Consider the following 19,066-nt stretch of genomic DNA (forward strand, 5'->3'; position numbering starts at 1 on the left):
TCCCTCAAAACGGCATCGGATGGGCGCGATGCGCCGCATCGATATCCGCAAGGACATCTTCTGACAGCGTTAAATCCTTGCCCTCCAGCACATGTGACAGTTGTTCACGCGTCGAGACCCCGAAAATGGTCGACCCCATGAAGGGGCGCGAAACGGCAAAGGCCAAAGCCATCTGAACAAGGTCCAGACCATGTTTGTCAGCCACCGCCTGATAGGCATCCACCGCCGGAAACGCTCCCTCGGTCACCCGCCCGCCCAGACCGGGATAGATCGACATGCGCGAACCCGCAGGCACCGCGCCACCCTGATACTTGCCGGTCAAAAGCCCGGTCGCCAAGGGGGAATAGGACAACAGGCCTACATCCTCGTTCACGCACAGCTCGGCCAAATCCGTATCGGCCAGACGGTGCATGAGGCTGTATTCGTTCTGGATCGAGATCACCTCGGGCGCGCCCATCTCGCGCGCCACGCGCAACCAATTGGCCGTGCCCCACGCGCTTTCATTGGACAGACCGAAATGGCGCACTTTGCCCGCTTTCACGACCTTATCCATCGCCCCCAGCACATCGCGCATATGGGCTTCGGTCTGGGCGCGGTCCTGATGTGACGGATCAAAGCGCCAGTTCTGACGAAACGCATAGCTGCCCCGAAGCGGCCAATGGGTCTGGTAAATGTCGATATAGTCGGTTTGCAGTTTTTCCAACGAGTCATCGACCGCCTCGAAAATCACCGCGCTGTCATAGCCTTTGCCGCCGCGTTTCCAGCCCGGATTGTCACCCGAGACCTTGGTGGCGATCACCACATCATCGCGTCGCCCGGTTTTGGCCAGCCAGCTGCCAATCGTCGCCTCTGACGCGCCGCAGCGTTCAGCCTTGATCGGGTTCACCGGGTACATCTCGGCCGTGTCGATGAAATTGCCGCCATGGTCCAGAAACATGTCGATCTGGTCGTGCCCTTCGGCTTCGGTGTTGGTCGAGCCCCAGGTCATCGACCCAAGACACAGCGCGCTGACCTCCAGCGCACCGCCGGCAAGCATGTTCATTCTCATCGCGTTTCTCCAGATTTCGGGTTTTAAACATCAAGCCCGATTTGCGCGCCAGTTTGCCCAGTTGAACAACAGGTGCAACCCTTTGTTGATCCATGGAAAGGATCAGGTGCCGGGGGACGACCCCGCCTAAAGCGTGGTGTTTACCGCCCCACCATCCAACAAGATATTCTGCCCCACCATGAAACCGGCATGCTGGGAACACAGAAACGCACAGGCCGCACCAAACTCATCCCGCGTGCCATAGCGCCCCGCCGGGATGGTGGCGAAGCGCTGCGCGCGGGCTTCTTCCATCGTGATGCCTTGCGCGTCGACCACTGCGCCATCCAGTGCTTCGGCGCGATCAGTGGCGTGGATGCCCGGCAGCAGGTTGTTGATGACCACCCCCTGCCCGGCCACCTGCCGCGCTGTGCCCGCAACGAACCCGGTCAGCCCGGCCCGCGCCGTGTTGGACAAGCCCAACACCGGGATCGGAGCCTTCACCGACTGGCTGGTGATGTTGACAATGCGCCCCCAGCCCCGTGCAGCCATTGACGGGATCAACGCCTGCATCAGCGCAATCGGTGTCAACATATTCGCATCAAACGCCGCGATGAAATCGTCGCGCGACCAGTCTGACCACAGACCCGGAGGCGGACCGCCCGCATTTGTCACAAGGATGTCCACCTGACCTGCGGCAGCGAGCACCTTATCCCGCCCCTCAGCCGAGGTGATATCAGCGGCAACCGTGGTAACCTCGACGCCGGTTTCGGCCCGGATGGCCGCGGCCGAGGCCTCAAGCGGTCCTTCGCTACGCGCATTCATCACCAAAGACACGCCCTCGCGGGCCAAAGCCTCGGCGCACCCCAGCCCCAGCCCTTTTGACGAGGCGCAAACCAGCGCTGTTTTCCCAGAAATTCCCAGATCCATTCGGCTGCCCTTCCATGACATTTGCGTTCACTTGCCGCGTCACCCTAGCGCCGCGCGCCACAAGGGAAAAGCCCGGATCATGACGGCTGCCGGTTGACCCGCCTGCCCCCAACTCCTAGTGTTTTCCGGCCCAGCCTTGCGTGCATTCCACTCACCCTCACACTCACTTCAGGTCCGCCATGCCCCCCGAAACCTCCCATGACGACGTTTCTGCCAAATCACAGACCGAACCACCTGCCACGCAGATCCTGCAGGTCTATGGGGCCGACAGCTTTCGCGTGCGCCATGGTGTGAACGAAGGCGACGCGTTGTCTGACGCCTCGGAACTGGTGCTGGAAGACGCCTATGGGGTGGTGCCGAACGCAACGGCGCGCCCGCTGGCCTTAAGGGCTGACCCCGACAACGGGCATTTCCGCGTGGCGCAAACCAGCGAAACCGGCCAGCCCGGTGCGCCTGTCTTTCTGGACTGTCTTGTCACCTTCATGGGGCCGCATGGGCGCACGAAAGAGGCGTTGATCCTGGTGGAAACCGACCTGCACGCGCAAGAAATCGAGGCGGTTCACGTCTATCCGCTGACCCCGTTTGATCCCGAACAGCTCTACGCCCTGGTCACCATCGACCGCGAGGGCGCGCGCGCGCGACTGGCTGAAACGGCCTGCGTGTCTTTCGTCGCGGGCACCCATATCACGCTGGCAGATGGCCAGCAGGTGCCCATCGAAAAACTGAAAGAGGGCGACAAACTGCTGACCCGCGACAGCGGCCCGCAAACGATCCGCTGGATTGGTCAGCAGACCGTGCGCGCCGCCGGGGCTTTTGCACCCATTGTCATTCAGGCCGGCGCCTTGAACAACGACCGCGACCTGACACTCAGCCCCGGTCACCGGCTGTTCATCTATCAACGCGTCGACGCACTTGAAACCGGCAAGAAAGAGGTGCTGGTCAAAGCGGGCCTTCTGGTCAACGGCACCACCGTCACCCAGTCCGAAGGCGGCTTTGTTGACTACCACCAACTGCTTTTTGACAAGCACGAGATCATCTATGCCGAAGGGATCGCTGCAGAAAGCCTGTTTGTGGACCAGATCAACAAAAACGTACTGCCTGCCGACGCGCCCTATCACCAAAATCGAGCGCCCGCCCACGAAGTCAGCCCGTCAGATGTGGGTGGAAAAGATGCGGTGAGCCTCTTAAAAGGTGCTTCGAAACGTTAACTCAGCAATTAAACGGTAAGACATTGAAGAAAATCATTTTTGCTGCTGCGCTGGTCGCAGCAACAGCGGCCTGCAACAGCGGCCAAACCGATCAGACCCGTGAAAAAGCCAATGCGGCAGCCAGCGCGCGCGTTATGGCCACGCTCAACACAAGCCTGAAACCTGTGCTTGCCGACTGTCTGACCATGCTCTCTGGCGGCGCGCCGGTCACACAGGCGCGTATGGCATCCTATGGCTATGAGAAATCGACCTTTGGCTACCGCAAGCGCCTTGGGGATCGCACCATCGACCGGATCAATATGACAGAGCTGTCCGCCAGCTTTGGCAAAAAGAACAACAGCTGCAACGTGACCTCGTCAAGCTATGCCTCGCTGCACCAGGTTGGTGAGATCGTGCGCCAAACCTTACGCGAACAGGGGTTCAAACCCGCCGGTGGCAAACGCGGGCGCGAGCTGTTTCGCAAAAATGGTGTGACGATCATCGGCGGCGTGTCCCAGTATAATCACCTTGTGACGGTGAGCCTGAGCACCCGGTGATAACCGCGCGCGGCGGCAGGATTGCGCTGCCGCGCCCGTCCGGTTATAGCCGGGCCATGTTGGATACGAACACAAACCGCCCCGAATTGCCGCCCGAGATTGCGCGCCGTCGCACCTTTGCGATCATCAGCCACCCGGATGCGGGCAAGACGACCCTGACCGAGAAATTCCTGCTTTATGGTGGCGCCATTCAGATGGCGGGTCAGGTGCGTGCCAAGGGCGAAGCGCGGCGCACGCGATCGGACTTCATGAAGATGGAGCAAGACCGGGGCATCTCGGTCTCGGCTTCGGCCATGTCGTTTGATTTCGGCAAATATCGGTTCAATCTGGTCGACACGCCCGGCCACTCGGATTTCTCGGAAGACACTTATCGCACACTGACCGCGGTGGATGCCGCCGTCATGGTGATCGATGGGGCCAAAGGTGTGGAAAGCCAGACGCAGAAACTCTTTGAAGTCTGCCGCCTGCGCGATCTGCCCATTCTGACCTTCTGTAACAAGATGGACCGCGAAAGCCGTGACACCTTTGACATCATTGACGAAATTCAGGAAAACCTTGCCATCGATGTGACGCCTGCCAGCTGGCCCATCGGTGTCGGGCGGGACTTCATGGGGTGTTATGACCTTCTGAATGACCGGCTGGAGCTGATGGACCGCGCCGACCGCAACGTGGTTGCCGAAACCGTCGAGATCAACGGGCTGGACGACCCCAAACTGGCTGAACACGTGCCCGAGCATCTGCTGGAGAAGTTCCTGGAAGAGGTCGAGATGGCCAAGGAGCTTCTGCCCACGCTCGACCCGCAATCCGTGCTGGAAGGCCATATGACGCCCATTTGGTTCGGCTCGGCAATCAACTCGTTTGGCGTGCAGGAGCTGATGCAGGGCATCGCCAGTTACGGCCCAGAACCGCAACCACAGCAGGCTGATCCGCGCGCCATCGCACCCGAGGAAAAGAAGGTCGCGGGCTTTGTTTTTAAGGTTCAGGCCAATATGGACCCGAAACACCGCGACCGCGTGGCCTTCATGCGGCTGGCCTCGGGCCATTTCAAACGCGGCATGAAGCTGACCCATGTGCGCTCGAAAAAACCCATGGCGGTGTCGAACCCGGTCTTGTTCCTCGCCTCCGACCGCGAATTGGCGGAAGAGGCCTGGGCTGGCGACATCATCGGCATCCCGAACCACGGCCAGCTGCGCATCGGTGACACGCTGACCGAAGGCGAGATGATCCGCGCCACCGGCATCCCCTCGTTTGCGCCCGAGCTGCTGCAAGGCGTGCGCGCAGGCGATCCGATGAAGGCCAAACACCTTGAAAAGGCGCTGATGCAATTTGCCGAGGAAGGCGCGGCCAAAGTCTTCAAACCCAATATCGGCTCGGGCTTTATCGTGGGCGTCGTCGGCGCGCTGCAATTCGAAGTGCTCGCCAGTCGGATCGAGCTGGAATACGGACTTCCCGTGCGCTTTGAGCAATCGCAATTCACCTCGGCGCGCTGGATCATCGGTGACAAGGCCGAGGTCGAGAAGCTGGTCGAGGCCAACAAACAGCACATCGCCCATGACAATGACGGTGACCCGGTTTTTCTGACGCGTCTTCAATGGGATATCGACCGTGTTGAACGGGACTATCCGGACCTGAAACTGTCGGCCACCAAGGAAATGATGGTCTGATCCATGTGCACACCCCGCCCCTCGCCCCTGCAAAACCGCGTTTTGCCCACGGGCGAGGTGGTGGCGGACCCAGCGCGTGGGATGTTTACGGGAAACCGTGGCAATCTGCCCTTCACGGACGGCCGGCTGGGCACGTCACGCTGGCGACATCAGCATTGGATCATCTGCGATCTGAAACACCCCAAGGGCCGCTATCATGGGCCCATGCCCGCGCGCGCCTGGACGCCGCTGTTCTTTCTGGATGAAGCCGTCGGTTTGGCCGCCGGTCACCGCCCCTGCGCCTATTGCCGCCCCGACGCCTATGCAGATTTCAAAACCGCCTGGGCCAAGGCACATGGTGCGATGGGGCATAAGGATATGGACCACCAGTTGCACCGCGCCCGCGTGACCCGTAGCCGCCAGCACATCCGCCATTCTGCACAGGCTGACGATCTGCCCGATGGCTGTTTCATCTTGCATGACAGCACCCCCTGTCTGCTGGTGGGCGATAAAAGCCTGCCCTATGCCCCCACAGGCTATGGCACCCCCCTGCCGCGCCCAACCGGCAAGGTCACCGTTTTGACCCCGGCCCCAACGGTTGCAACCCTGCGCGCAGGATTTCGCCCAGTGCTGGCCCAATCCGCCTAAGATGTGCAGCAAAGGCAACGGTTTGCGCCGAAACGCACCGTTTTCAGCCCCGTCATTGACCCCAGCCCCTTTTTTCTTTAGGCCCCTAACCAATCGAAGGGGCGCGAAGACGCGCACAGGCCACACGGGCCCTCCCTTCATCAGCCGCACGGGCGCGAGATGTCCGTGAAACAGGACATACATGACCAAGTTTTCTGATCTGAAACTCAGCCCCAAGGTGCTGAAAGCCATCGACGAAGCGGGCTATGAAAGCCCCACCCCCATTCAGGCAGGCGCCATTCCCCCCGCGCTGGAAGGCCGCGACGTCTTGGGCATCGCCCAGACCGGCACCGGCAAGACCGCATCCTTCACCTTGCCAATGATTTCCGCACTGGCCCGTGGCCGCGCCCGCGCGCGGATGCCGCGTTCGCTGGTGCTGTGCCCCACGCGCGAACTGGCCGCACAGGTGGCCGAAAACTTCGACGTTTACGCCAAACACGTGAAACTGACCAAGGCGCTGTTAATCGGCGGCGTCAGTTTCAAGGAACAGGATCAGGCGATTGACCGTGGTGTCGACGTTCTGATCGCCACACCGGGCCGCCTTCTGGACCATTTCGAACGCGGCAAACTTCTCTTGACCGGCGTGCAGATCATGGTGGTGGACGAGGCTGACCGGATGCTCGACATGGGCTTTATCCCGGATATCGAGAAGATTTTCTCGCTCACGCCCTTCACGCGCCAAACCCTGTTCTTCTCGGCCACCATGGCGCCCGAGATCGAGCGGATCACCAACACCTTCCTGTCCAACCCTGAACGTATCGAAGTGGCCCGTCAGGCGACCACTTCCGAGACGATCACGCAGGAGCTTTGCATGTTCAAAGCCTCGCGCCGGGACCGTGCGGCATCGGAAAAACGCAAGCTTCTGCGCGCGCTCATTGACCGCGAGGGCGAGGCCTGCACCAATGCCATCATCTTCTGCAACCGCAAGACGGATGTGGATATCACCGCGAAATCCTTGAAGAAATACGGCTATAACGCGGCGGCGATCCATGGGGATCTGGACCAATCAAAGCGTATGGAAGTGCTTGACGGGTTCCGCGCGGGCACGCTGCAATTCCTCTGCGCCTCTGACGTGGCCGCGCGCGGGCTGGACATCCCGAATGTGAGCCATGTGTTCAACTATGATGTGCCGGGCCATGCCGAAGACTATGTGCACCGCATTGGCCGCACGGGCCGGGCCGGTCGTCTTGGTAAGGCGATCATGATCTGCGAACCGCGCGATGATAAGAACCTGGATGCGGTCGAACGTCTGATCGAAAAAGAAGTGCCCCGCATCGACAATCCGCTGGCCAAAGGCAAAGCTGAAAAGCCTGCAAAAGAGGGCGCAGCTGACAAGTCGACTGGCAAGGCGCAGACCGAAGACAAGCCCCGCCGCAGCCGTGGTCGCAAGTCAGACAGTGCCAAGCCTGAAAAGGTCAATGCGGACACGGCTACCAACACCGTGGAACAAAAAGACGCGCCCGTCGCGCAGGACAAAAAGCCCAGCCGCGACAAGTCCAGCCGGGATGAAAAACCCGCCCGCAATCGTGGGCGCGGTGGAGGTCGGCGTGACCAAAGCCCTGTCGGCATGGGCGATCATATGCCTGATTTCATTGCGAAAAGCTTTGACGAGCGGCGTACCGGTTAAATCGGAACGGGTATAAAATTAAAAAAGCGAAGTCGATCAGACTTCGCTTTTTTCGTTTCAATCATGGGACAGGCCGGTCACTCAAGCCGGCTCACAACCACCGTGACCTCAGGTTTACGCCCGATCTCGTCATTGGTGGATTTGCGGGCGATGCGTTTCAACTCGTCCCCCAGCTTGTCTTCATCGCGCAGGGTCTTGCGGCCTGCCCGCATCAGGAACTGACCGAGGTCTTCTTCCAACACATCCACCAAGGGGGCTTTGGACTGACCAACCTCGGGCAGGCCCATCAGCTCGACCCATGGCTCGCCCAGTGGTTCGTCGCCATCCAGGATCACGTTCACGATCACATGGCCGTTTAGCGCCAGCCTGATCCGGTCGCGCACGATCCCGTCCAGCGCGCCGATCAGAATGTCTCCATCCAGATAAATCCGATCCGTTTCAACATGTTCCACAACATGCGGCGCATCCCCGGTCAGATCACACATAGCGCCATTCACCACGACCATCGACGCACGTCCAGCGTCTTGCGCCAGTTTTGCATGTTCACGCAAATGTCGGTGTTCACCATGCATCGGGATCACCATCTCGGGGTCAATGATCTCATGCGCGCGCAACAGGTCCGGGCGGTTCGCGTGTCCGGACACGTGGTAACGGTCGTTCTCGGCCACCAGCTCGACACCCATCTCTGAGAACGCATTCATGATGCGGATCACACCGCGTTCATTGCCGGGAATGGTTTTTGACGAAAAGAGGAACATATCCCCTTCCGCCATGGTCAGCCCCATGTATTTGCCCCGCGCCAATTGCGCCGAGGCCGCACGGCGTTCGCCCTGAGACCCGGTCACGATCAGCATCAGGTTTTCGCGGGGAATATCGCGCGCATCCTCGGGCGTCACCGTGGTTGGGAAATCCTCTAACACACCTGTCTCGATGCCCGCCTGGATCATCCGCCGCATGGCACGACCCAGCAGACAGATCGAGCGGCCAGCCGCTTTGCCCGCTTCGGCCAGCTGTTTCACCCGCGCCACGTTCGACGCAAAGGTGGTCGCCACGACCATATGCGGCGCGTCCTTCAGAAGCGTGACCAGCTCGGGGCCGACCTCGGCCTCGGAGCGTCCGGCATTGGGGGAAAAGACATTGGTCGAGTCACAGACCAGTGCCTTCACACCCGGTTTTGCAATCTCGCGCCACAGCGCTTCGTCAAACGCATCCCCCAGCACTGGCGTCTCATCCAGTTTGAAGTCGCCCGTATGCACAATCCGGCCTGCGGGCGTGTCGATCACCAGCCCCGCGCTTTCGGGGATCGAATGGCTGAGCGGCATGAACGACACCTTGAAGGGGCCCGCCTCGATCACCTGCGGGTAAACGCCTGCTTCAATGATCGCCTCGGGCACCTGCCCCGCCTCTTCCATCTTGCGCTGCGCATGAAAGCGGGTGAAGGGGCGCGCATGCACCGGCGCTTGCAGCTTGGAATACAAACGCCCCACCGCGCCCACGTGATCTTCATGCGCGTGGGTGATGAAAATCGCCTCGAGCCGCTCTGCATTCTCGGCCAACCAAGTGACGTCCGGCATGATCAGGTTCACACCCGGCGTGGTGTCCATATCCGGGAAAGTCACCCCCAGATCCACAAGGATCAGACGTTCCTTTCCGGGCTGGCCATAGCCATAGACATAGGCATTCATGCCGATCTCGCCGGCGCCCCCCAGCGGGAGGTAAATCAGACGGTCAGCGGTCATATGTTGCCCTGTTCCTTGTTGTAGTCGTAAATCTTGATCAGACCGTGCATGGTCAGATCGTGGTCAATCTCGTCATAGAGATGCGCGCCTTGTTCAAAGAGCGGCGCGAGCCCTCCGGTTCCAATGACCTTCATGGGAAGGCCGTATTCGTCTTTCACTTTCCCGACGAGCCCCTGAATAAGGCCCACATAGCCCCAGAAGATGCCGGACTGGATGCAGCCCACGGTGTTGGTGCCGATGACCTTGTCTGGCTGGGTCACATCCACATGAGGCAGCGCGGCCGCCCCTTGGTGCAGGGCCTCCAGCGACAAGTTCACCCCCGGTGCGATCACGCCCCCGATATAGGCGCCATCATGGGCCACCACGTCGATGTTCGTGGCGGTGCCGAAATCCACCACCATGCAATCGCCGCCATAGCGTTCAAACCCGGCCACCGCATTTGCCAGCCGGTCCGGGCCGGGCGTGGTGCCCTGATCGACACGGGGGGCCACAGGCAAAAGGCAGTCGTTTTTGCCAACAACCAGCGGGCGACAGCCAAAGAAACGATCGGCAAAAACGCGCAGGTTCCAGACCACACGCGGCACGGTCGAGCTGACCACGACCCCGGTGATTTCCGGGTCAATCTTGTAGTGATTGATCAGCGTCGAAAACCACGTGAAATAGGCGTCTGCGGTGCGGGAATGGTGGGTCGAGGTTCTGAGCGTGCACAGAAATTTCTCGCCATCCCAGATCGAGAAGACGGTATTCGTATTGCCGCAATCAATGGCCAGAAGCATGGGCCACCCCCTTAGAAGAATATTTCAGCCGCGGGGATCACCTCGCGGGATTTCGCCGTTGATAGGACAAGGTTGCCCGCTTCGTCCACTGTTTCAAATCGCCCCACATATTCGTCGCGGGTGGTACGGGCGGTGATTGTTTCGCCCAGACGCGCGGCGCGGGCCAGCCATGCCTCGCGGATGGGGGCAAAGCCATAGGTCACAAACTGTGCCTCGTAATGGGCATAGGCCGGGGCCAGAAGATCAAGAAACTCCTCCGGCGTTACGTGGGCGCCGGTTTCGCCAGCCAGGCTGACCGGGGCCACCGCGCCGGGTTCAACCTGCGCCCGGTCCGGCGCGTCGATCAGGTTCACACCGACGCCAATGGCGATATGGCTGACCTGCCCCCCCGCAAGACCCGCGCTTTCCAACAGGATCCCTGCCACCTTGCCGCCATTCAAAAGCACGTCGTTGGGCCATTTCAGCGCCAGCCCCTGCACCCGCCCTGTGGCGGCGGCAAAGGCGTCATAGAGCGCCAGCGAGGCCACGAAACTGCGCAGGGCCACGCGGTCTGGCGTTTCGTTCGGGCGCATGACAAGCGTGGCGGAAAAATGCCCCTTGGGTGATTTCCACGCCCGTCCTCGCCGTCCGCGTGCCGCGGTCTGTTTCAGAGCCAGGATCCATGTGGGGCCCAAAAGGCCCGACGCGATGCGCCGGGCCTCTTCATTGGTGCTGTCCACCGAGGCGAGAATGCGTTTCGCAACGCCTTCGGGCCATGTGGGCAGGCCGTTATTTGACAAGGGCTTCGGCCGCAGCGGCAGCCGCACCCTCGATGCCGAAGAAGTTCACGACACCCAAAAGCACGATGGCAGCAGAGCCCATCAGCGCGGCCCATGCGGCAGGCGACATGTTCAGCTCCAGCCCTTCGCCTTCGTCACCGAAATACATGAAGTAGACGATGCGCAGGTAATAGAAGGCACCGATCACCGAGGCGATCACACCGGCCACAGCCAGCCAAGTCATGCCCGCCTGAACGGCCGCGATCAACACGCCATATTTGGCAAAGAAGCCCAGCATCGGCGGCACACCTGCCAGCGAGAACAACAGAACCAGCATCGCCAGACCCTTGAGCTTGTCATTCACGGCAAACTGGTTCAGCGCAGAAATGTCCGTGACCGGGCGGCCATCACGCTCCATCGACATGATGAAGGCGAAGGTGCCGATGTTCATGGTCAGGTAAACGGCCATGTACAAAAGCATAGCCTGAATGCCATAGGCGCTGCCCGCCGCCAGACCCAGAAGCGCAAAGCCCATATGGGCAATCGACGAATAGGCCATCAGGCGTTTGATGTTCGTTTGACCGATCGCGGCCACGGCGCCCAGGAACATGGACAGGACAGCCAGAAGCGCGATGATCTGCTGCCAGTCGCCCACGGCCTGACCGAAGGCGTCAAACATGACGCGGGCGAAAAGGCCCATCGCCGCCAGTTTCGGCGCGGTGGCAAAGAAGGCGGTGACCGGGGTCGGCGCGCCTTCGTAGACGTCCGGCGTCCACATGTGGAAGGGCACGGCTGAGACCTTGAAGGCCATACCGGCGGTCACGAAAACCAGACCGATCAGAAGGCCAAGGCCTACATGGCCGTGATCTGCCGCCTCGATGATGCCCGAGAAAAGCGTGGTGCCCGCATAGCCGTAGACCAGCGAGGAGCCGTAAAGCAGCAAGCCCGACGACAGCGCGCCCAGCACGAAATACTTGAGACCAGCTTCGGTCGATTTCACGCTGTCGCGGTTCAGCGATGCCACGACATAAAGCGACAGCGATTGCAGCTCGAGCCCCATGTAAAGCGCCATCAGGTCGCCCGCCGACACCATCATCATCATGCCGACAGTGCTCAGCGTGACCAGAATGGGGTATTCGAATTTCAGAAGGCCACGGCGCGACATGGTCGCCTCGCCCATCACCAGAACGGCAGCGGCGGCCAGCAGGATCGCCACTTTGGCAAAGCGCGCATAGGCGTCGTCGATGAACATGCCGCCGAAGGCCTCGGTCGTGCCAGACCCGCCTGCGATCATCAGGGCCACGACGGCCATCACGGCGCCGGTGATCCATGTGATCGGCTTGGCCAGCGCGTCTTTCGACGTGTAGACCGCGCCCAGAAGCGCCACCATGGCATAGATCGCAAGGATCAGCTCAGGCAGAACCGTTTGAATATCAACAGAGCTCATTTCTTGCTCTCCTTAATGCGATGCGGCCTGAGCCATGTCCGCTGCGTCAGCAGCAGGCACGGCGGCGTGGTAGTTGGTCAAAAGTGCCTCGACCGAGGGGCCGATGATATCAGTCACCAACGACGGGTAGACACCCAGAAGCAGAGTCATGAAAACCAGCGGGGCAAAGATCGCTTTCTCGCGGGCGTTCATCTCGGTGATCGATTTCAGGCTTTCCTTGATCAGGTCGCCAAAGACGACGCGGCGGTAAAGGTAAAGCGCATAAGCGGCCGAGAAGATCACGCCCGAAGTCGCAACCAGCGCCACCCAGGTGTTGGCTTTGAACATGCCGACCAGTGTCAGGAATTCACCAACGAAGCCCGAGGTGCCGGGAAGACCCACATTGGCCATGGTGAAGAACATGAAGATCAGCGCGTAAACCGGCATGCGGTTCACAAGGCCACCATAAGCGTCGATGTCACGTGTGTGCATGCGGTCATAGATCACGCCCACACACAAGAACAGCGCGCCCGAGATGAAGCCGTGCGAGATCATCTGGAAGATCGCCCCGTCCACACCCTGTTGATTGAGTGCGAAAATACCGGCGGTCACATAGCCCATGTGCGCGACCGAGGAATAGGCGATCAGCTTTTTCATATCTTCCTGCACCAGCGCCACCAGCGAGGTGTAGACGATGGCAATTGCCGACATCCACAGGATGAAACACGCCATCACGTCTGCGCCAATGGGGAACATCGGCAGCGAGAAGCGCAGGAAGCCGTAACCACCCATCTTCAGAAGGATCGCGGCCAGAACGACCGAACCTGCGGTGGGTGCCTGAACGTGTGCATCCGGCAGCCAAGTGTGCACCGGCCACATCGGCATTTTCACCGCGAAGCTGGCGAAGAAGGCCAAGAACAGAAGCGTCTGTGCGCCACCCACGATCTGGATACCCAGAAGGCTGAAGTCTTCCGATCCAAACTTGTGTGCCATCAGGGTCGGGATATCCGTCGTGCCCGCGTCGATGAACATATAGATCATCGCGACCAGCATCAGGACCGAGCCAAGGAACGTATAGAGGAAGAACTTGAACGAGGCGTAGATACGCTCTTTCCCGCCCCAGATACCGATGATCAGGAACATGGGGATCAGACCTGCCTCAAAAAACAGGTAGAAGAGCACCAGATCCAGCGCCATGAAGACGCCCAGCATCAGGGTTTCCAGAAGAAGGAAGGCAATCATGTATTCCTTCACGCGGGACGTCACGCCCCAGCTGGCCCAGATGGTCAGCGGCATCATGAAGGTGGTGAGCATCACAAAGAGGACCGAAATCCCGTCGACGCCCATCTTGTATTTCAGACCCATGATCCAGTTGCCCTCTTCCACGAACTGAAAGCCCGTGTCGGCAGGGTCAAACCCTGTGATCACCAGAAGCGAAAACAGGAAGGTTGCAACCGTTGCTGCCAGCGCAAGCCATTTGGCGTTGCGCGCGGCCGCTTCGTCATCCCCGCGCAGGAAAAGCGCCAGGATCACCGCCGCGACCAGCGGCAGGAAGGTGATGATGGAAAGCAGGTTGTTCATTAGTGCGCACCACCCGAGAAGAGGATCATAATGGTCACCAAAGCGACAATGCCAAGGACCATCGCAAAGGCGTAAGAGAAGACGTAACCGGTCTGTGCACGACCTGCCTGTTTGGTGAACCAGGGCACGATGCCCATGGCGACGCCATTCAGGAAGCCGTCAATCACATTGCCATCGCCGCGTTTCCACAAGAACCGACCAATGGCAAAGGCGGGCTTGACGAAAAGGACGTCATAGATCTCGTCGAAATACCATTTGTTCAGGAGGAAGTTGTAGACCAGCGGGAAGGTCGCCGCGAGGCGCTTGGGCAGGCTCGGGTTCACGATATAGAACCAGAAGGCTGTCACGAAACCGATCAGCATGGCGATGAAGGGCGAGACCTTGACCCATTTGGGCACGTAATGCGCGTCATGCAGGACGTGGTTGTCCGCGCCCATGTAGATCGCACCTTTCGGCGCTTCGCCGTGATGGGCCGCAGCGACCGGCGCATGGGCGGGGTCGGCCATGGTCTCGGCATGGGCCTCGTCCGTGGCATGGGCCGCGTCATCGTGGCTGTGGTCATCCGCAGCATGATCATCTTTCGCATGATCATCAGCATGGCTATCCGCAGCCTCGCCGTGATCGTCATGATGCGCGCTGGCATGGGCCTCGATGCCGAAGAACTTATTGACCTGCTCTTCTTTCCCGAAGAACGAGCCATACCAGATCATACCGGCAAACATCGCGCCAAGGGCCAGAACACCCAGCGGGATGGTCATGACAAGCGGGCTTTCATGGGCGTGCTCATGGGTGTGCTTGTCGCCGCGTTCCTTGCCATAGAAGGTCAGGAACATCAGACGCCAGCTATAAAAGCTGGTGAAGAGCGCCGCGATGACCAGCATCCAGAAAGCATAGCCGCCATTGGTGCCTGCATAAGCGCTTTCGATGATCGCATCTTTCGACAGGAAGCCCGCAAAGCCAATCGTCGTCAGCGGAATGCCGACACCGGTGATGGCCAGCGTACCAATCATCATCGCCCAGAAGGTGATGGGCAGTTTCTTACGCAGGTTGCCGTAGTTGCGCATGTCCTGTTCGTGATGCATGCCGTGGATGACCGAACCGGCCCCAAGGAAGAGCATCGCTTTGAAGAAAGCGTGGGTGAACAGGTGGAACATGGCGACCGAGTAAACACCGACGCCAGCTGCTACGAACATGTAGCCCAGCTGCGAACAGGTCGAATAAGCGATCACGCGTTTGATGTCGTTTTGCACAAGGCCCACGGTGGCCGCGAAGAAGGCGGTGGTGGCGCCAAGGAAGACGATGAAGCCAGTGGCCTCGGGCGCGTATTCCATCAGCGGCGACATGCGGCAGACAAGGAAAACACCGGCGGTCACCATGGTCGCGGCGTGGATCAGCGCCGACACGGGCGTCGGGCCTTCCATCGCGTCGGGAAGCCAGGTGTGCAGGATCAGCTGCGCCGATTTACCCATCGCGCCAACGAATAGGAGGAAGGCCAGCAGGTTGGCCGCATTCCAGTCGCGCCACAGGAAGTGGATGTCGGTCTCGGCCAGCGCGGGGGCGGCTGCGAAGACATCGTCAAAGCGGATGCTGTCGGTCAGATAGAAAAGACCGAAGATGCCCAGAGCGAAACCAAAGTCACCCACTCGGTTCACAACGAATGCTTTGATCGCTGCGGCGTTGGCCGAAGGTTTCTTATAGTAAAAGCCGATCAGCAGGTATGAGGCCACACCGACGCCTTCCCAGCCAAAGAACATCTGAAGCAGGTTGTCCGAGGTCACCAGCATCAGCATGGTGAAGGTGAAAAACGACAGATAGGCAAAGAAACGCGGGCGATAGCTTTCGCCCTCGAACTGCGGATCATGGGCCATGTAGCCCATGGAATAGAGGTGAACCAGCGACGAAACGCTCGTCACAACGATCAGCATGATCGCGGTCAGACGGTCCAGACGGATCGACCAGTCAACGCTCAAGCTGCCCGACTGCACCCAGTCCAGCAGGTGAATGGTCTGCGTTTCCGACCCCAGCCCAAGGAAAGTGATCCACGAAAGACCCGCCGCCAAAAACAGCAGCGCCGTGGTCAGAACTTGCGCGCCCTTGTCGCCGATGAACCGGTGACCAAAGCCCGCGATCAGCGCGCCGATAAGGGGGGCAAAAAGGATGATCTGTGTCATTTGCCTTTAGCCTTTCATCACGTTGACGTCTTCGACAGCGATTGTGCCGCGGTTGCGGAAGAAGCTGACAAGGATCGCCAGACCAATGGCAGCTTCAGCAGCGGCCACAGTCAAAACAAAGAGCGTGAAAACCTGCCCCGTCAGATCGCCCAGATAGGACGAAAAGGCGACAAGGTTGATGTTCACGGACAGAAGCATCAGTTCGATCGACATCAACAGGATGATGACGTTCTTACGGTTCAGGAAGAGCCCGAAAATGCCGATGACGAACAGCGCCGCCCCAACTGCGAGATAATGTTCAAGACCTACCATTAGATGTCGTCCCTTCCGTTCCGGGCCATGGTGCCGGTGCAGCTGGCCCTGTTTTTGTGCGTATTTCTCATCTCTGCCCCTTAAAGCCCCTGCCCCGGTTTCACGTCGATGATCTCCATCGCTTTGGCCGGGTCGCGGTGCATCTGGGCGACCACATTCTGGCGTTTCACATTGGTGCGGTGGCGCAGCGTCAGAACGATGGCGCCGATCATGGCGACCAGCAGGATCAGACCGGCCAGCTGGAACAAGAGGATGTAATCGGTGTAAAGGATCTGACCCAAAGCCAGCGTGTTATGCACCTCGTCCATCGCAGGCGTGACAGAGGCGCGCGCGGCCTCGGCCCCGTCCGAGAACTGCCAGGTGCCGAAGATCGTGCCCAGTTCCATCAGAAGGATCACACCGATCAGAAGCGCCAGCGGCAGGGATTTGGACATCTCGGCCTTGAGGGCTGCAAAATCCACGTCCAGCATCATGACGACAAAGAGGAACAGCACCGCAACCGCGCCCACATAGACGATCATCAAGAGCATCGCCACGAACTCGGCGCCCAGAAGGACAAACAAGCCCGTCGCGCCGACAAAGGCGGTGATCAGCCACAGGACCGAATGAACCGGGTTCCTTGCAATCACGGTAAAGAACCCGCCCACGACAGTCGTCAGGGCAAAGAGGTAAAAGGCGAAATCGGCAACGCTCATGCGTCCCCCTCCTCGTTTTCGTCAAAGACGGCATTTGCTTCTTCAAGCGCCCGGTTCATCGCCGGAAGGCCGCCCAACATGGACATTTGATAGATCACTTCCGCGATCTCTTTCTCAGTTGCACCTGCTTCCAAAGCATGGCGCACGGTCACCTTGATCTGCGGACCGGCCTGCGCGCCTGCCGCGACAAGCCCGGCAAGGCCCACCAGCATGCGGGTCTTGGCATCCAGACCGTCTTTGTTGAAGGTATTGCCAAACATCATATCCATCATGTCTTTCGGCATGGTGGGCATCAGCTTGTCGAGGCCCTCGGGCACGAACTTCTCGAGCGCAGGATTGAAGGCGCGCAGCATCATCGTGCCCTGCTCCATCATTTCCGCATATTTTTTCGAGAAGTCGTTCATCAGGTGTCCTTAGCGATAGGGCGCATCAAGTTCGATGTTGCGCGCAATTTCAGCTTCCCAGCGTTCGCCGTTCTCAAGCAGTTTTTCCTTGTCGTAAAACAGCTCTTCACGGGTTTCGGTGGCAAATTCGAAGTTCGGGCCCTCGACAATCGCATCCACCGGGCAGGCTTCCTGACAGAAGCCGCAATAGATGCATTTGGTCATATCAAGGTCATAACGCGTGGTGCGGCGCGAGCCATCCTCGCGCGGTTCGGCATCGATGGTGATCGCTTGTGCCGGGCAGATCGCCTCGCAGAGTTTACAGGCGATGCAACGCTCTTCCCCGTTGGGATAGCGGCGCAGCGCATGTTCCCCACGGAAACGCGGGCTCAGCGGACCTTTTTCAAACGGGTAGTTGATCGTCGCCTTGGGCGAAAAGAAGTATTTCAGCCCCAGCCCGAACCCTTTGATGAAGTCCGTCAGCAGGAAGTATTTCGTTGCGCGTGCGTAGTCAAAAGCCATCGATCAGCCCCCCACGGTCCAGCGGGCATAAGCGCCCCAGAATGCCCCGTATTGGGCGAAGAATGCGACCAGAACGACCCAGGCCAGCGACAAGGGCAGGAAGACTTTCCAGCCAATGCGCATCAGTTGGTCATAGCGGTAGCGCGGCGTGATGGCCTTCACCATCGAGAAGACGAAGAAGAAGAAGAAAATCTTCGCAAAGAGCCACAGGATGCCATCCGGCAGCGCCTCCACGGGGCTCAACCAGCCGCCAAAGAACAGGATCGAAATCAGCGTACACATCAGAACGATGGCCACATATTCACCGATCATGAACAGAAGGAACGGGGTCGAGGAGTATTCCACCTGGTAACCCGCCACCAGTTCCGATTCCGCTTCCGGCAGGTCAAACGGCGGGCGGTTGGTTTCCGCCAGAGCCGAGATCAGGAACAGGAAGACCATCGGGAAATGCGGCAGCCAGTACCAGCTCAAGAGACCTTTGCCGTCTTGTGCCATCACGATGTCACCGAAGTTCATCGACCCGGTCGAGATGATCACACCGATGATGATCAGGCCGATCGACACCTCGTAAGAAATCATCTGCGCGGCAGAGCGCAGCGAGCCAAGGAACGGGTATTTCGAGTTTGACGCCCAGCCGCCCATGATCACGCCGTAAACCTCAAGCGAGGAGACCGCGAAGACAAACAGGATCGCCACGTTCACATCGGCCAGAACCCAGCCGTCATTGAACGGGATCACCGACCAGGCGACCATGGCAAGCACGAAGCTCAGCATCGGGGCGAGCATAAAGACGAAACGATCCGCGCCGGCAGGCACCACGATCTCTTTCAGCACGTATTTCAGGAAGTCCGCAAAGGACTGCAGCACACCAAAGGCACCAACCACGTTGGGCCCCTTGCGCAGCTGCACGGCTGCCCAGACCTTACGGTCGAAATAGAGCAGGAAAGCAAGCGCCACCAGAAGCGGGACCACGATCAGCAAACACTGACCAATGATCAAAAGCGCGATGCCCAGATTTGTTGTGGTGAAGAATTCAATCATCTCTCTT

The 19,066-nt window shown here is 59.6% G+C and carries 18 protein-coding genes; 5 read left to right on the plus strand and 13 right to left on the minus strand.

Features of this window, described 5'->3' with window-relative positions; all coding sequences use genetic code 11:
* Positions 1–4: 4 nt before the first annotated feature.
* Complete coding sequence (locus ACRY08_RS00555; protein WP_432447862.1) at positions 5–1,048, minus strand: aldo/keto reductase; 1,044 nt, start codon at positions 1,046–1,048, stop codon at positions 5–7.
* Positions 1,049–1,174: 126 nt separating this feature from the next.
* Positions 1,175–1,954, minus strand: coding sequence for an SDR family oxidoreductase (locus ACRY08_RS00560; protein ID WP_432447863.1), 780 nt, complete (start codon positions 1,952–1,954; stop codon positions 1,175–1,177).
* A gap of 179 nt (positions 1,955–2,133) precedes the next feature.
* Here ACRY08_RS00560 and ACRY08_RS00565 point away from each other — a divergent pair, with 179 nt between their 5' ends.
* The 5 genes from ACRY08_RS00565 (at position 2,134) to ACRY08_RS00585 (ending at position 7,655) form a co-directional block, all read left to right on the plus strand.
* Positions 2,134–3,162 carry a Hint domain-containing protein gene (locus tag ACRY08_RS00565; protein ID WP_432447864.1) on the plus strand — a complete coding sequence of 343 codons (1,029 nt, stop codon included), beginning with the start codon at positions 2,134–2,136 and terminating at the stop codon, positions 3,160–3,162.
* 23 nt (positions 3,163–3,185) lie between these two features.
* Entirely contained in the window at positions 3,186–3,698 is a 513-nt protein-coding gene (locus tag ACRY08_RS00570; protein WP_432447865.1) for a hypothetical protein, read from the plus strand.
* A 56-nt stretch (positions 3,699–3,754) separates the two neighbouring features.
* Positions 3,755–5,362, plus strand: a complete 1,608-nt coding sequence (locus ACRY08_RS00575; RefSeq protein WP_432447866.1) for a peptide chain release factor 3 — start codon at positions 3,755–3,757, stop codon at positions 5,360–5,362.
* 3 nt (positions 5,363–5,365) lie between these two features.
* Positions 5,366–5,989 (plus strand): hypothetical protein, encoded by a 624-nt coding sequence (locus tag ACRY08_RS00580; protein ID WP_432447867.1) that lies wholly within the window; start codon positions 5,366–5,368, stop codon positions 5,987–5,989.
* A 181-nt stretch (positions 5,990–6,170) separates the two neighbouring features.
* Positions 6,171–7,655, plus strand: a complete 1,485-nt coding sequence (locus tag ACRY08_RS00585; RefSeq protein WP_432447868.1) for a DEAD/DEAH box helicase — start codon at positions 6,171–6,173, stop codon at positions 7,653–7,655.
* Positions 7,656–7,732: 77 nt separating this feature from the next.
* Here the strand turns inward: ACRY08_RS00585 and ACRY08_RS00590 are convergent, their stop codons facing one another.
* The 11 genes from ACRY08_RS00590 to nuoH form a co-directional block, all read right to left on the minus strand.
* Positions 7,733–9,394, minus strand: coding sequence for a ribonuclease J (locus tag ACRY08_RS00590; protein ID WP_432447869.1), 1,662 nt, complete (start codon positions 9,392–9,394; stop codon positions 7,733–7,735).
* Positions 9,391–10,170 carry a type III pantothenate kinase gene (locus ACRY08_RS00595; protein ID WP_432447870.1) on the minus strand — a complete coding sequence of 260 codons (780 nt, stop codon included), beginning with the start codon at positions 10,168–10,170 and terminating at the stop codon, positions 9,391–9,393. Before ACRY08_RS00595 ends, ACRY08_RS00590 begins: the two co-directional genes overlap by 4 nt.
* 11 nt (positions 10,171–10,181) lie before the next feature.
* Positions 10,182–10,934: a biotin--[acetyl-CoA-carboxylase] ligase gene (locus ACRY08_RS00600; RefSeq protein WP_432448824.1), complete on the minus strand. Its 753-nt coding sequence runs from the start codon at positions 10,932–10,934 to the stop codon at positions 10,182–10,184.
* A 4-nt stretch (positions 10,935–10,938) separates the two neighbouring features.
* Positions 10,939–12,375, minus strand: a complete 1,437-nt coding sequence (gene nuoN, locus ACRY08_RS00605; protein WP_432447871.1) for an NADH-quinone oxidoreductase subunit NuoN — start codon at positions 12,373–12,375, stop codon at positions 10,939–10,941.
* A gap of 12 nt (positions 12,376–12,387) precedes the next feature.
* Complete coding sequence (locus ACRY08_RS00610; protein WP_432447872.1) at positions 12,388–13,935, minus strand: NADH-quinone oxidoreductase subunit M; 1,548 nt, start codon at positions 13,933–13,935, stop codon at positions 12,388–12,390.
* Positions 13,935–16,106, minus strand: coding sequence for an NADH-quinone oxidoreductase subunit L (gene nuoL / locus ACRY08_RS00615; protein WP_432447873.1), 2,172 nt, complete (start codon positions 16,104–16,106; stop codon positions 13,935–13,937). The genes ACRY08_RS00610 and nuoL overlap by 1 nt, the downstream gene beginning before the upstream one ends.
* Before the next feature lie 6 nt (positions 16,107–16,112).
* A complete protein-coding gene (gene nuoK / locus ACRY08_RS00620; protein WP_108856011.1) occupies positions 16,113–16,418 on the minus strand; it encodes an NADH-quinone oxidoreductase subunit NuoK in 306 nt (101 codons plus the stop codon).
* Between the two features lie 80 nt (positions 16,419–16,498).
* Positions 16,499–17,113, minus strand: coding sequence for an NADH-quinone oxidoreductase subunit J (locus tag ACRY08_RS00625; protein WP_432447874.1), 615 nt, complete (start codon positions 17,111–17,113; stop codon positions 16,499–16,501).
* The gene (locus ACRY08_RS00630) at positions 17,110–17,520 is read right to left on the minus strand and encodes a carboxymuconolactone decarboxylase family protein (protein WP_432448825.1); all 411 of its coding nucleotides are present in this window, start codon (positions 17,518–17,520) and stop codon (positions 17,110–17,112) included. The genes ACRY08_RS00625 and ACRY08_RS00630 overlap by 4 nt, the downstream gene beginning before the upstream one ends.
* A gap of 6 nt (positions 17,521–17,526) precedes the next feature.
* Entirely contained in the window at positions 17,527–18,018 is a 492-nt protein-coding gene (nuoI, locus tag ACRY08_RS00635) for an NADH-quinone oxidoreductase subunit NuoI (RefSeq protein ID WP_432447875.1), read from the minus strand.
* Between the two features lie 3 nt (positions 18,019–18,021).
* A complete protein-coding gene (gene nuoH / locus ACRY08_RS00640) occupies positions 18,022–19,059 on the minus strand; it encodes an NADH-quinone oxidoreductase subunit NuoH (protein WP_432447876.1) in 1,038 nt (345 codons plus the stop codon).
* Positions 19,060–19,066: the final 7 nt, after the last annotated feature.

The sequence above is a fragment of the Aliiroseovarius marinus genome, from assembly GCF_050881025.1.
Classification (GTDB): Bacteria; Pseudomonadota; Alphaproteobacteria; order Rhodobacterales; family Rhodobacteraceae; genus Aliiroseovarius; species Aliiroseovarius marinus_A.